This window comes from Rhizobium mulingense (genome assembly GCF_029194105.1).
GTDB classification, from domain to species: domain Bacteria; phylum Pseudomonadota; class Alphaproteobacteria; order Rhizobiales; family Rhizobiaceae; genus Rhizobium; species Rhizobium mulingense.
Genome location: NZ_JARFVE010000018.1, coordinates 1 through 12,992, shown reverse-complemented (window position 1 = coordinate 12,992; position 12,992 = coordinate 1). Strand labels below are relative to the sequence as shown.

Sequence of the window (12,992 nt, the reverse complement as noted above, 5' to 3'; positions counted from 1 at the left end):
CTTTATGATGTGGGCGCGCCTGCCCGACCAACGCTTCGATCTTTTGTCGCGCGTCATGCATGACCATGCACTCATCGGCGGCTCTAAACTGCGTGATGTCGTAGAGACAGTTCGGTTCTGCGACACCCAAACGATCGAGCTGCGCGAGCGCGCCGACCGTCCGGCGCGGCAGGCAACGTTGTGCCTGCGCTTCGGCCAGGCGACGATCAGGCGACCGCAAAACCTGCGCGAAGAAGGGCTGCCCGACGGGGTTAGGCTCAGTTGGGTCGAGGTCGTCGAACCGGACGCACCCGACGGTGTCGAGCCCTTGCATTGGCTGCTCTTGACCACCCATGCGCTCTCCAGTGCGACTGACGCCTGGCAGATCGTCGCTTGGTACAAGCAGCGCTGGATGATCGAGCAGTTCTTCCGGGTGATGAAGACGCAGGGCTTCAAGATCGAAGACAGCCAATTGCAGTTAGCGCCGCGGCTGGAAAAGCTCGTCGCCATCGCCGCCAAGGCCGCGGCAATCGTCCTCCAACTCGTGCAGGACCGCAGTGGCGGCGATCCTCACCCGGCAAGCCTGGCAGTCAGTCCCCACGAGATCAACACGCTCGCCGCCCTCGAAAGCCGCTTCAAGGGCAAGACCAAGCTGCAATCCAATCCCCATCCCAAAGCTTCGCTCGCCTGGGCCGCTTGGATCGTCGCCAAACTCGGCGGCTGGAACGGCTATGCCTCCTCCAAGCCGCCTGGACCCATCACCTTCTTCAACGGACTCAAATACTGTGCCGATGGCTGGGCCTTGCGAGATAGGTATATGCCTCAGTCGTTCGGTGGAGAAATGTTCCACTGGATCATTTGCTTTTGGTCACGAACAAAATCCAGCGACCAGCGGGCAGAGCCTTCGCGTTGGCCAGGATCGGTGCGCGCGTGCCTGCAAGTTCGCTTACGGAAGGGGGTTTCGCGTGCTCAACATCGTCGATGACGCGACGCGAGAATGCCTCGCGGCGATCCCCGGACACCTCGATCTCCGGTCGTCGCCTCGCTCGAAACTCGCAATGATCTCTCCGACAACGGCACCAAACTCACCTCGAATGCCATTCTTGCCTGGTCAAAAGACCATAGGGTCGAGTGGCTCATTGCGTCACCTCGCCCAAGATAGCGGTTGATGAATTCTCCCAGTGTTGTGGAAGTGCCGCCGCGAATCAGCCCCGTAGATTCCGGCGCTGCGGATGGCAGCAGGTAGTTGTTCCTATTGCGTCCTATCCATGCGGCGCCATCGCCCACTCGCGATTAGCCGGCACAGCCGGCCGCCTTGCGATTTGCCGCGCCGGTGCCAATGAATTGATGAAAGGCGGCTGCCATTTCGTGCGAAGACTTCGCTCCTGGTCTTGTTCGTGCGCGACCTTGGGCGCGTTCGTATTGAGATCACGGTCTACTGTTCCCCTAAGAGGCGTCATTTGGCTCGGGAGCCAGACGGTAACCGGCACAATGCCTGCGACAAGCCGCCTTTGAAAGTTGGTGTTTTCCAAGAGGTTAGCTTGGTGGTCAGCTGACCACAACCGAAATCCTCAACGGCAGGAATAACGATCAGCCGCACTTACCCAGCCCTCAAACCGCCTTGCCCGTTGGCCTTCAACAACGCCATTATCATCGGGCCAAGCGAGAATTCACCGCGCTCACTTCGGCGCGTTAGATCCCGCAGATAGCCTCCAGGAGAGTTGATGAAGTTAGCCCTTTCCAGGATGCACGCAATTGCCACCGCAGCATTCTCCGGTCCTAGCGCCTCGCAGGCATCCTGGTAGGCGGAAGGGCTTACCCCCAGCATAGATCGAACCACCACAGCGGCAGACATCAGATCTCGCCAGCTTCCCACGCCGCGCGGTGCATAGTCGCTGATCATCGGGCACGCCTTGAGCACCAATCCCAAGGGGAACGCCCTTTGCGATTCATTCTTCGGCTGAAGGCTCAAGCTCGCCTTTGCCCCCTGCTCCTTTTCGGAGCGTGGTTCAGATTCATTTACGGATTCGGGTTTTGAATTCTGTATGTGCTGCTCGATATGAGCAGCATTGGTGCTAATTTTTTCAGCATTCTCGAGGTTTTCCAAACGATTAAGCACTTCCTCACGGAGCATCTCCATTTCATTGAGAACGCTAGTGACCCCTTCAAGGGTCGGAACGCGCGGAATTCTGCTCGCGAGCGCAATGTAGATGTCCTCGGTCGTCTTCCAATCGCCGTCGGCGCCCTCGACCATTGCAGCAGTAATAAGTTTGCGAACATCCCGCCGGCAAATTGTAAGGCTCTCTTTGGCTTTCCTGAGCGAGGCTCTCTCGGCCGCCACTCTTTGCGCCAACATCGCCAACTCTTCCGATCGCGCCAGGAGGGGCGACAGGTCGAAGCCAAAAGCATTCTCGATCTGGCCATCGTCGCCCTTGCGGGCGAAGCGCTTGCCATTGGCGCTATCCTTACGGACGATCAACCCCGACTCCACCAGAATGGCAATATGCCGCCGCAACGTTGCGCCCGCCATTGCATGCGCCCGAAGCGCCAGTTGGGCATTCGAGGGGAAGACAATCAATTGTGCATCCTGACGCAACTCATTGTCAGGATAAAAACTCAAAAGTGCGTCAAGAACAGCCAGACTGTTCGACTGGATCTTGAGCAGTTCCATCGCGGCGGAAGCGTCTCTCAACACTTTCCACTTATCGGCAGCTTTTCCATGCTTGATTTCCATTGCCGCCTGGCGCCGCACGAGCGCAAGCGTCATTGGCCGCCGCCCGAACGGCGTCGCTACATTCCCCGACTGCATTGTCTCTCACCTTTCAGCAGGCAAAGGAAATTCGCTCACCAAAACGGCGCCAAAGACTCTTGACGAGGATTCGAGGAAATGCGATTCTGTTCTTGCTACAGAGACAGAAGGGCTTCCACGACGGCGACGTTGAGGGAGCTCTTTTCTTTTGCGGGTTACACTCCCTGTTTCCGTTGATGCTTTGCGCGATGCTCCTGGTAAAGCGCCGGCAAATGCTCGAGTACGAAAGCCGCGAAATCCGGCGTGGCTTTCCTGTCAATGGTAATTTCTAGCTTGCTCTTGCTCTGCGTGACCTGCGCAAGCCTGTCGCCATCGGGGGTCGACAGGACGTCTGGCAACCCGCGCGCAGTCCGACGCGGTTTCAGATGGTCGATCACTGCCTTGAACCGTTCCGACGACGGCAGCGCCTGCACCTCCTCCGAGGCAGCATATTTCGCAGCGCCTGCCGGAGGCGATGCTTTCTCAACCAGCTCTGCCAATTGCTGCCAACTTGGGCGTCCAACGCCTGGAGCGGCGCCGATGGCATCGATCAATTCAGAGGGGAGGGCGTCAACAAGCAGGAGCATCTTCGACAAGTTGCTTTTATCGATTGACATAGCCGCGATGACGATTTCTCGTGGAAACTGCTTGTTTAGCTTGTGTGCGAAACGTGCCTTTTCGATGAAGGTGAGGTCTTCGCGCTCATTGTTTTCCTGACCCTGTGCGACAACCAACTGCTCGTCCGTCAAGTCTCGAACAACCGCCTTGACCGGCAGTCCTAGCTCCGAAACGGCGCGCAGCCGGCGGTGTCCAAAGGCAACTTGGTAGTGCGCGGGTTTAACGGGATGAGGTCTCACAAGGATTGGGACCTGCTGTCCTTGCTCGCGGATGGATGCAAGAAGTCCTTCGATATCACCTTGCATGCGATCCTGAACGAAGGACGGCTCGATTGACGACGCGTTCAGTTCAACCACGGCCTGACCTTCGGCGAGACGCCGCTCGATCTCCTCGGCACGACCAAGACGATCATTTTGCTCGCGCAACGCGTTACCGATGTTTGCAGTCAGCTTCGTCGCTGGATCTCGTTCTTTTCTGGTCACGCCGAGAAGCGGCATGGAGCGAGTCTTTGCCGCTCTGTGTTCAGCAGCTGATGAGCTGTCGGGCGCGTCCGTGGTGACGTCAAGGAGGTGCTTCCGACTCATGTGGTTCTACCCCATGCTTTTTTGATTAGAGTTTCGATCTCGTCGTTGACGGCGTTCATCGCCTCTAAGGCCCGATCATAGGTCGAGCGCGTGAACTGTCCGCGCTCAACCTCAAAGAGGGTTTGATTCGTCAGGCCAGCGTCCGAAACGGCGGTCGTCTTGAGCATCGGAAAATTGAGGACATTTTCGCCGAAGATCGAACGCAGATAGCCCACCATCTGGTTCTGCGGGCCATCGCTCGGTTCAAAACGAGTGACGAGGTAGCGCATCCAATTGAACTTGAACTGGGCGCCTGCGTTCTCGATTTCCCGAAGGAGATTCGAGGTCATCGCCAGAAACTGGTTCATCGACATTACATCCAACATCTGGGGATGGACGGTGACGAGGATCGAGGTTGCGGCGGTCAGAGCTGAAAGCGTGAGATAGCCAAGTTGGGGAGGGCAATCGATAACGACGACATCGTAGTTGTCCGCGATGTCTTCGATGACCTGACTGATCCGACCGTAAAAAAGCGTGTCACCTTCCTTCCGGTTCATAAGCGCGCGCGGGGTATCGTGCTCAAACTCCATCAGTTCAAGATTGCCAGGAATTAGATGAAGATCCGGGATGTACGTTCCTCGGACAACCTGCTCGATTGGGACCTGCTCGTCATCATACCGGATGGCGCCATAGAGTGTTTCGTTCGGACCAACGTCAGTTTCTGGCTGACTGCCGAAGAGTGCGGAAAGGCTTGCTTGGGGATCAAGATCAATCGCGAGAATCCGGTAGCCACGCATTGCCAGGTACTGTGCCAGATGCGCGGCTGTCGTCGTCTTGCCCGAGCCGCCTTTGAAATTCATCACCGAGACGACTTGAAGCTGCTCCCCCGTGCGACGATGGGGCAGGTAGCGCCGGTTCCCGCGGCCAATCAGGTCCAGGTGCTTACGGATTGAATGAATATCTTCGATCGTGAACGTGCGTCGACCGCCAGGGCTCATACTAACGTGCAGTTCAGGCATTTCCGAAGCAGTTTGTCTAAGATAAGACTCACCGATGCCAAGCAATTTTGAGGCTTCTGACGGTGCAAAGGATCGAATGCCCTTTTCGGACGTCGGCGGGAAGACCTTGAGATGATGTGCTTGAAGTTGGCTGGAGAGAGCGTCAGCATGACGCTCCATCAATGCGGTCAACCCTTCGACGACCGGCGCTGTGTTTGCTGCGGTTTTCGCCATCTCAAAATCCATTTCCTGCAAGTGGCGGAACTTTTCGCGAAACCGCTAAAGTTCCGCCACTAGCTATTAGAGCCGATTCTGCATTTTGAGCAAGGGGTTTTAGGTTAACGAAAGGCTAACGTGGATAAACCCGGAACGTAGAGTAAATGGATTTTTCCGTTTATATCCTGCAGCTTAGCAAGACCGCGGTACCGATTGGTCATGGTGTGTTTTATTGTGAATCCTACAAATGTGCCCCGGCGATTTAGACGAAAAGCAGAAGACCTCGGCAAAGTCGGTGATCCCCTTGCCGCGACTCACTCGCACAAAACCGTAAGCATTCGACAACGGACGCCCGATTCCAATTCGTGCAGAGTTCCCGGCGCCTAACGGCGGCGGAGAAATTCATGCAGGTATTCGCGATCTCGACACCAAAAATTTACTACGAAGCGTAGCTGCTTCAGGACGATCATAGGCTACGTGCGAGGATCTTTTCCACTCGCACTTGGGATGTAGAAGTAGTCGACGAGTGCGAGGCAGATGGGGTTGACGCTCTCGCCCCGACTGCCATCCTGGATGTCACCGCGGCTGGACCACTTGCAGGATGTGCACGCGATTTGTCTGCGATGGGACCGACCATGCTGGTAGACGTATTTCCGTCTCTGCTCCCGAAGGGCCGCCTGAACGCCAATCCCCTGATGGTCTAGAGTTCTCGCTTTTGCGTCGACACCTCGAAGAGTGGAGGGGAGGGGAGGGGAGATGGTTCCGTTCACGAGGCAACGCTGACCTTGTTCGCCGGCATCGTAGAATGGTGCCTGGGAGGTGGTCTCAGCGAAGTCGTTGCGGTAACGGATATCAGGTTCGAGCGAACTCTTGCTAGCGTCGAATGGCCTCTCCCGCGCTTGGGGCAGCCAGAGAAGATCGTTGCCACCACCGCCATCGCAGGCACGCGTCCAGCAAACGCTGAGACCTTTCTGATGTTGCGGCCGCCCAACTACCGATCTAGTTGCCGTCATCCTTCTCGGTGCGACTCGGATTGTTGGTCTGTTCGGTTCGAACCGGTGCGCCACGAAGGATGAAGCTTTGGACGATGTGGCGATAGGCTCTTAGGAGGGTTCGCGCGGGCAGATGAGGGAAGGCGACATGGCATCTTCGCAGAGATGAGGATGCATCGAAGAACGGGCTGGTAAACCGCGGCTCGTGTTTGAGGCTGGTGGCATTGACGCGGCCCAAGCGCTCCACTCTACCTTCAATAGTTTCGTCGCTCCTTGCGCAAGGGAACACTTCTGCCGCTTGAAACGTCCTTTGCCGTTTGCGCCGACGATATCTCCGAGAAGCTTGTCAAGACCCAGGACATAAGCAAGCCCGCCAGCAAGGCACGTGATTTCATCAGCTTTCTGACTGCCGCCTGTGGTTGTTGGCTAGATTCTGGATGCAAGTAAGTGTACATATTAGGATAGTCGGTGTGTCGGGGAGCGAGAGGTCTCGTATGGAGGTTCGTGGACTCGTAATTACTTGCCCCCGCAAGGTTGAAGAATGGACATTGTCGGTTCCACTCGCCGTATCGTCCGAAGTCGGTGTGCGGATAGAGTTGTGTGGACTCTGCACACCGGAGCAACGCGTTTATCGGGGCGCCAAGCCGACTTACCCCTATTGGGGCGGGCACGAGTTGTCAGGCACGATCGTGTCTCTGCCGGACGATGTACCGGATGGCCTGCGCGTAGGAGACCGCGTTGCGGTGCTTTTAATGCGCAGATGCGGCCAATGTCGTGCCTGCCGCCTCGGACTGGACAACCACTGTGCATATTTAAATCCTAAAGCGAGAGGAGGGGTGCCGCAGGGGCCGGGGGGATTGGCCAATTTTGTGGGCGTACCCGCCTATCAGGTTTTTTCCGTACCTTCCTTTTTGGCTCCCGAGCGTGCCGCGTTAGTTGAACCTGTCGCCTGCGTGGCACGCGGCATAAATAGGGCGCGTGCAAAGGCTGGAGACACTGTGGCCGTCATCGGCGGAGGCACGATGGGCCTTCTCCATTCGATACTTCTGACAACCAAAGGATGCGACGTTTACCTTTTCGATGACGACGTGGCAACGCATGGGCCTGTGATGTCGACCGGCGCCCATGCAACGGGGTCAGTTCATTCTCTGTCTGATCCGAAACTCGTCGAGAAATTAACGGATGGCTGGGGCTTCGACTGCATCTTTTGCACGCGCTTCGGTGTCAGAGGCATTCAGGGGGCCATAGCTGCGGCGTCACGCGGTGCCAGGATTGTACTCTACCAATCGATTCCGACGTCCGATTTGTTATCGGTAGGCGCTAACTTTCTGCATTACCGGGAAATTGAACTGATCGGCACCATAGCCCAAAGCGCGGACGACGTGAGAAATGCCATTCGAACCATCGTTGAACATGCCGCACGCTTCGACGTGCTGCAGGTCAATCTTTGGCCCTCGTCAAACGCCCAAGAGGCATTCGAGCAGGCGCTCGATCCACGTGTTAATCGCGTGATGCTAGATTTCAGGTAATGCTTCTCAGCGTGCCTGCAGCGCGCCTGCAATTTCGTTGCCGATCGAGACTACTTCGACACTGTCGGGGAAATTGTCGGTACGTCCGACGCTGTCGGTCACAACGATGCGGTCGATCTGAGACCGTCCCCAGTTTTCGTTCAGCGACGGCGTGAATATGGCATGGGCTGCGGCAAGGGTTATCTTGCGAGCGCCTGCCGCTTTGAGATGTGCGGCGGCTGAAAAAGCCGTCTGACCACTGTTGATTTCGTCGTCAATCAGGATGATCGTCCGGCCAGCAACGTCCCCCAGAATCTCGACGCTCTCCCGAAAGTCATCATCGTCTCTGCGGTGCTTGCGCATGACAGCGAATGGGCAGCCGAGCAGGGCCGCCAAGTGCTCAGCTCGCTTCGCTCCGCCGAAGTCCGGTGAAACGACCATGTCGCCATCGACGGCCGCAGAACCGAGATGGCGAACTAGGGCGGGAGCGAACTGAAGATTGACGACAGGACAGGCAAATGCGGCGCACAGCTGAGGAACATGGAGTTCGAAAGTTATCAGCCGATCTATACCGAGCGTTTCGATAATCCCCGCAAGGATTCGCACCGGTACAGGTCCGCCGTCGAAGGCAGGGCGATCCGAACGCGAATATGGGAGGTAGGGAAGAACAGCGGTAATCGTGCGGGGACCCCGCGCCCGCACGGCACCAAGCGCTAGGAACAACTCGAAAAGACGATCATGAACGCTGTCAGGAAATGTTTGCACGACCACCACATTTCCGCCAAGCCCGCCGTCGCGCGGAGTGACAGCCATCTGGCCATTGCTGAACACCTGCGTGTTTAGGATCGTTATTCCTGACCGCGTGAGGGCCCGATGGACTGTTGACGCAAACTTTGCAGAGGTTTCGGTTGCTGCGATACGAAGGTCGTTCGCCGCAGGATCTGTACGATATGGTGACTCGGGCGCCATATTTACGCCAGCTCAAGATCGTTAACAGTGGGAATAGACAGCAGTTTGGGCAACACGTCGCCCCAATCATGTTGAAGTGGTACCTCGGTTTGATCAGGTCGAATGAGCTCTAGGAACTCGGACGGTATGTCTATCCCACAGATGCGCTTCATCTGCGTCAGGACGAAATATAACGCCGGCCTCATCTCGTATTTGTAACCTATCGCAGCGACCTCCGCCCAGCTAATATTCGCCATTTCTTTGTGTAGAACCGCATGAAGATCGCCGAACATCAATAGTCGAAGCGAATTATAAAGGAAGGCCTCGTGATAAAGCCTGGCCGAAAGGAACCAGACGGCGCCAGTCGCGGATTGGACCTGCAATATGCGGCCTAGACCGTTTGCAAGACGCACGCCTGACCATATGTCTTCGACATCGATGCCGACGGAGAGATTTACATGCATATCAATGAAGATGGGCATGTGCAGCTTCTTCGCGGAATCGATGTATCCCTTTACGTGGCGGTAGCGCAGCTGGCGTGGCACCGCGGGACCAGGGAACGGAGATTCAACGGATTCTATCCTTACAAACACCGGCAAGGAATAGCTTTCGCGGAAGGTTTCGTCATCGAGTTCCTTTCGTTCCGGATGCCAGTTGCCATTTGAAGGGTCGAAAATACCGTGCCGGTAGCCGAGATCGAACATGAGCCGCTGCACGCGCTGCGCGTCAGCGGGCTTGACCATGATGTCGAGATCGGTCATCGGCCGTAGGAGTGGATCGGGATAGTGGAGAAGCGCGAGATCTGGTCCCTTCACCAGGAACCAGGCGATGCCGGCCCGATCCAGCGCATCCATGATTTCTGGCAGATTGCGAAATTCGAGTGCGGACCTGACCTTTGACATGACAGTCCAGCACTGAACGTAATGCGCCGCCTCAGTAGGCAATAGTGTCAACAAATCGAGGCGGCGCAAGTGATTCTCAAGCAGCGGCACCGTCCGATTATGCTCGGCGCGCCATACCACATAGGGCCAGTTGACAGGCTCCTTGCAGAGACGGACCAAACGCTCTTCATCCTCGGGTCGTAGGTAGGCCCGGCAGGTGATCAGCAAAATAGAGTCTTCTGGTGACAACCGAAGCATCGCGGAGACTCCTGATACGGCTGCGTGATTTATTTCGAACTTTCCGGGCTGCCGAATTCGGCTAGTGTCTGCCTCAGGTCGGCGAACTGTTGTTCGAAGGAAGCGAAACTCTGGTCGACGTTTTGTCCAAGCAACTGTTCAAGGCTGAGCGTTTCTTCAGCGCGTTCCTCTTGTCCAGACATAAGCTTGTAAACCGAACTTACCGGCAGCAATCGCGACAAGAGTTCACCACCGCGGCCCGTCTGGGCGCTGTCCCGAATTTGCCGGATGCAACTTTCGGCAAGCAATCCGTCAATCACGATTACCAGCTTGCCATCCTCTTCGTCAACGGCGTAGCCAAACAGTCGGGAACTAGCCATTGCCGCTACCTCTGAACCTTCTTGAGGTCTTCCACTTCACTGCGTATCTGCAGCAATTGTGCCTGAGCCGAGAGAAGTTTGGCGAATGCGGCGGTAACCGCCTTTGCCGATTGTGTGTCGGAACCAGTCATCCTAACCGGTCCTCGCCCAATGCGGCGTCCTACAAGACCTGAATCGGCGGCGCGCGGCCAATTGGCTTTGCCAAATTTCTTCGAGGCGGTTATATCAACGTAGTAGTCTTGTAGTTCGCCGTTAGCAGCGAGTGAGCCGGATTTCGACCGTTGCGATCTGCGTGACACCTTTAGCGATTGCTCTAATTTTACAAGGCCAGCCGTCAATTGCTGAGCTTGGTCATCCAAACCCGCCTGCAGCCGGGCGAGTCCTTCCGCAAGACGAGAAATCACCTGGGCTTGCTGGGCGGCTGCTTTGTTGCCGGATCGTATCGCGTTGTTCGCAAGTGTGTGCGCCACACCCGCCGCACCTCGGAAAGCTCTGCTCATCCTCAATCCTCCACGTTATTTTTGTTGACCTGGTTAAATTACGTCGTCGACACAGCAATTATTACGTCGCGCCTCCTGCGTTAGTGAGTGTGTTGCGCAGCAGCCGCGATTTCCTCCGAGAAGTTATAGACAGGAGCTTCGGCGGCGGGCCGACGCTCTTTCGCTATAACTCCGCGGCGGTAGGTGGAATCTTTCGTCGGGTCCACCAGGGCGTACTCCGGAAAACCTCCGTTATTGTAAAGTTCCTGGCACAGCGGATAGGGCGCGTCCTTTTCACCATAGTGCGACCAGCTACTCATCTTGCAGACGCCGCGACAGACTGGATAAAACACGCAGTTGCCGCAGACGCCCTTAACCTCGCCACTCACCACCTCGCGTAGCTCATGGAAGAACGGGCTGTTGCGCCAGATTTCCATCAAGGGCATTTCGAAGGCATTGCCGGCGATCATTTCCGGATCATCGTAGGAGGCACTGCACATCGAAACTTGTCCGTTCGACAGTATGCCCAGTACGTTGTCGCCCCAACCGCAAGTATGCACGCCGTTCAGATACTTGAGAGGCATCAGAGCCGGCGGCAGAGTCATGTATGCAGCGCCACTCTCAAAATGGGGAGATTTCAAAAGATCGCCTATCAGTAGCTTGCATTCCTCCAAGCTTATCGCATTGTCCTCATGGCTGCGCGCGTTGCCCATCGGATGTATGTTGAGCAGCGTCCGATGCTTCTTGATGCCCCAGCCGAGCACCAAATCTATAATCGAAATCACCTTGTCATAGTTGTTGCGATAGGCAGTCGTCGTTACCACCGTAGAGATGTCAGTTTTTCCAAGCCGCTGCAGGACAATCGCAGTCTTGGCGAACGCACCCGATTTTGCTCTGAAAGCGTCGTGCGCCTCTGGGTCGAAATGGTCGAGGCTGATGAAGACCGTCAAATTGGGGAGCCTACTTAGCTGCTCGATCGTGAACTCGTCAAAGAGGGTTCCATTCGTCTCGAAAACCAGCTCCTTCAGCCCACAGGATGCGAGATATTCCATGACTGCCATGAATTCCTTGTGAACCATCGGTTCACCCCCGGAAACCTTAACCTTGCGCAGCCCATTGGGCAGTGCTTGCTCGATCAGTCCTTGGATCGCCTCCAGGTTGAAATCAATGCCCTTGGCCTTGGGCCCGACGCCTGCGATATAACAGTGGTGGCATCCCAAATTGCACTTGCGGGTTAGAAACAGATAGATCGTTTTAATTTCGTTTTCCGAGACGACTCGTTTCGAAAGTTCACTTGTGACGAGGGCCTGTAGCGTCTGACTGGCTACATGCACGTCCTGCGGTGTCGAAAGCCAATCAGGGGTATTCATGCGCTTGCCTCCTTACGTCTATGTTGCTGCGCTAGCACGTCATCGCACTGATCACTGGTGCGTCGTCCAATTGACGCCTGCCTTTCAAAACTTCGATTTCGAGTATGAATGCGTATCCGGCGATCTCTCCGCCTTGGGACTTGACAAAATTCCCAGTCGCCCGAGCAGTGCCACCCGTCGCTAGAAGGTCATCAGCAATCAGGCATCGCAGGCCGTCACCGATGAGGCCGGCAGTTACCTCCAGGGTTCCGGAGCAGTATTCACAGCTGTATTCAAATGAGAGGACGTCCCCCGGCAGTTTACCGGGTTTCCTTACCATGATGAAACCGCAACCGAGCCTATCAGCCAATGAGGCGCCCAAGATGAAACCACGCGCATCAACCGCCAAAATGGCATCGATTTCTGTTCCCGACACTTGGCTTGCGACGGTAGAAACGACTTCGCCCAATGCACCTCTACCAGCCAGCATAGGCGCTATATCCTTGAACAAGATCCCGCCTATCGGAAAGTTAGGAAATTCTCGTAATGCTTCTACACCGGATTGGTTAATCCGTGACGCCCCGCTATTTGGAACAGCTACAATCATTTTACTATCCCCCACATGTAACCATCTAAGAGCCTCGTAAGGTGCGATGGCCTCGCGCACTTTGTGGCCAGCCACCAGATGAGGCCCTGGCAAGCTTATCAGCGGCGGCCGCCGCCGCGCCTACCACGTTCCTCCGGGCCGGCACGGGTCCGCTCTCTGACCAGATCACGCCGGAATTCGCCAGCGCCGCGAACAGATGAAACATCAGTCGGCCGCATAATGTTGTCTCCTCGAAAGCGGCTCCGATCATGATTCGTCCAGCCCTGATCTTAGTGCCGAGTCTACTTTACGTCGCTTTGGGGTTCGTCAGGACCTTGTCAAAAGCATCCTTGACCGGCTTTGAGATTTCCTCCACCGCCCTGCTTGAGAGCTCCCGGACTTCCTTGGCGTGCTGCAAACTTGTCTCAACGCGCTTGCGGAAAAAGGTCGACTGCTGTTCGAGGATCTGC

Annotated in this window: 12 protein-coding genes and 2 pseudogenes; 4 read left to right on the top strand and 10 right to left on the bottom strand. The window is 56.1% G+C overall.

The window, feature by feature from the left end:
- The first annotated feature begins 4 nt into the window (after positions 1-4).
- Positions 5-964: an IS4 family transposase gene (locus PYR71_RS28305; RefSeq protein WP_011053283.1), complete on the top strand. Its 960-nt coding sequence runs from the start codon at positions 5-7 to the stop codon at positions 962-964.
- A pseudogene (locus PYR71_RS28300) lies at positions 918-1,129 on the top strand (IS3 family transposase); the annotation flags it as partial. The gene PYR71_RS28305 and the pseudogene PYR71_RS28300, both read left to right, overlap by 47 nt.
- 450 nt (positions 1,130-1,579) lie before the next feature.
- On the opposite strand, the gene repC reads toward PYR71_RS28300, so the two are convergent.
- The 3 genes from repC to repA form a co-directional block, all read right to left on the bottom strand.
- Positions 1,580-2,788 (bottom strand): plasmid replication protein RepC, encoded by a 1,209-nt coding sequence (gene repC / locus PYR71_RS28295; protein ID WP_011053503.1) that lies wholly within the window; start codon positions 2,786-2,788, stop codon positions 1,580-1,582.
- Positions 2,789-2,943: 155 nt separating this feature from the next.
- Entirely contained in the window at positions 2,944-3,969 is a 1,026-nt protein-coding gene (gene repB / locus PYR71_RS28290; protein WP_004672729.1) for a plasmid partitioning protein RepB, read from the bottom strand.
- Complete coding sequence (gene repA, locus PYR71_RS28285) at positions 3,966-5,180, bottom strand: plasmid partitioning protein RepA (RefSeq protein WP_011053501.1); 1,215 nt, start codon at positions 5,178-5,180, stop codon at positions 3,966-3,968. Before repA ends, repB begins: the two co-directional genes overlap by 4 nt.
- Before the next feature lie 434 nt (positions 5,181-5,614).
- On the opposite strand from repA, the pseudogene PYR71_RS28280 reads away from it, so the two are divergent.
- A pseudogene (locus PYR71_RS28280) lies at positions 5,615-6,238 on the top strand (acyl-homoserine-lactone synthase).
- A 353-nt stretch (positions 6,239-6,591) separates the two neighbouring features.
- Positions 6,592-7,683, top strand: coding sequence for a zinc-dependent alcohol dehydrogenase (locus tag PYR71_RS28275; RefSeq protein WP_309506636.1), 1,092 nt, complete (start codon positions 6,592-6,594; stop codon positions 7,681-7,683).
- A 6-nt stretch (positions 7,684-7,689) separates the two neighbouring features.
- Here the strand turns inward: PYR71_RS28275 and prs are convergent, their stop codons facing one another.
- From prs to PYR71_RS28240, 7 genes are all read right to left on the bottom strand, one after another.
- Positions 7,690-8,631, bottom strand: coding sequence for a ribose-phosphate diphosphokinase (gene prs, locus PYR71_RS28270; RefSeq protein WP_011053499.1), 942 nt, complete (start codon positions 8,629-8,631; stop codon positions 7,690-7,692).
- A gap of 2 nt (positions 8,632-8,633) precedes the next feature.
- Complete coding sequence (locus PYR71_RS28265) at positions 8,634-9,749, bottom strand: nucleotidyltransferase family protein (RefSeq protein ID WP_004672715.1); 1,116 nt, start codon at positions 9,747-9,749, stop codon at positions 8,634-8,636.
- Between the two features lie 29 nt (positions 9,750-9,778).
- Positions 9,779-10,108, bottom strand: a complete 330-nt coding sequence (locus tag PYR71_RS28260; RefSeq protein WP_004672714.1) for a hypothetical protein — start codon at positions 10,106-10,108, stop codon at positions 9,779-9,781.
- A gap of 5 nt (positions 10,109-10,113) precedes the next feature.
- Positions 10,114-10,608 carry a hypothetical protein gene (locus tag PYR71_RS28255; protein ID WP_004672713.1) on the bottom strand — a complete coding sequence of 165 codons (495 nt, stop codon included), beginning with the start codon at positions 10,606-10,608 and terminating at the stop codon, positions 10,114-10,116.
- Between the two features lie 80 nt (positions 10,609-10,688).
- Positions 10,689-11,957: a radical SAM/SPASM domain-containing protein gene (locus PYR71_RS28250; protein WP_004672712.1), complete on the bottom strand. Its 1,269-nt coding sequence runs from the start codon at positions 11,955-11,957 to the stop codon at positions 10,689-10,691.
- Between the two features lie 31 nt (positions 11,958-11,988).
- A complete protein-coding gene (locus PYR71_RS28245) occupies positions 11,989-12,543 on the bottom strand; it encodes an adenine phosphoribosyltransferase (protein WP_004672710.1) in 555 nt (184 codons plus the stop codon).
- A gap of 286 nt (positions 12,544-12,829) precedes the next feature.
- A complete protein-coding gene (locus PYR71_RS28240; protein WP_245445545.1) occupies positions 12,830-12,988 on the bottom strand; it encodes a phasin family protein in 159 nt (52 codons plus the stop codon).
- Between the last annotated feature and the right edge of the window lie 4 nt (positions 12,989-12,992).

Bases quoted from the DNA above. Each gene is read 5' to 3' on its own strand.
- PYR71_RS28305 (WP_011053283.1), top strand. From the start codon at position 5: ATGATGTGGGCGCGCCTGCCCGACCAACGCTTCGATCTTTTGTCGCGC.
- repC (WP_011053503.1), bottom strand. From the start codon at position 2,788: ATGCAGTCGGGGAATGTAGCGACGCCGTTCGGGCGGCGGCCAATGACG.
- repB (WP_004672729.1), bottom strand. From the start codon at position 3,969: ATGAGTCGGAAGCACCTCCTTGACGTCACCACGGACGCGCCCGACAGC.
- repA (WP_011053501.1), bottom strand. From the start codon at position 5,180: ATGGCGAAAACCGCAGCAAACACAGCGCCGGTCGTCGAAGGGTTGACC.
- PYR71_RS28275 (WP_309506636.1), top strand. From the start codon at position 6,592: ATGCAAGTAAGTGTACATATTAGGATAGTCGGTGTGTCGGGGAGCGAG.
- prs (WP_011053499.1), bottom strand. From the start codon at position 8,631: ATGGCGCCCGAGTCACCATATCGTACAGATCCTGCGGCGAACGACCTT.
- PYR71_RS28265 (WP_004672715.1), bottom strand. From the start codon at position 9,749: ATGCTTCGGTTGTCACCAGAAGACTCTATTTTGCTGATCACCTGCCGG.
- PYR71_RS28260 (WP_004672714.1), bottom strand. From the start codon at position 10,108: ATGGCTAGTTCCCGACTGTTTGGCTACGCCGTTGACGAAGAGGATGGC.
- PYR71_RS28255 (WP_004672713.1), bottom strand. From the start codon at position 10,608: ATGAGCAGAGCTTTCCGAGGTGCGGCGGGTGTGGCGCACACACTTGCG.
- PYR71_RS28250 (WP_004672712.1), bottom strand. From the start codon at position 11,957: ATGAATACCCCTGATTGGCTTTCGACACCGCAGGACGTGCATGTAGCC.
- PYR71_RS28245 (WP_004672710.1), bottom strand. From the start codon at position 12,543: ATGATTGTAGCTGTTCCAAATAGCGGGGCGTCACGGATTAACCAATCC.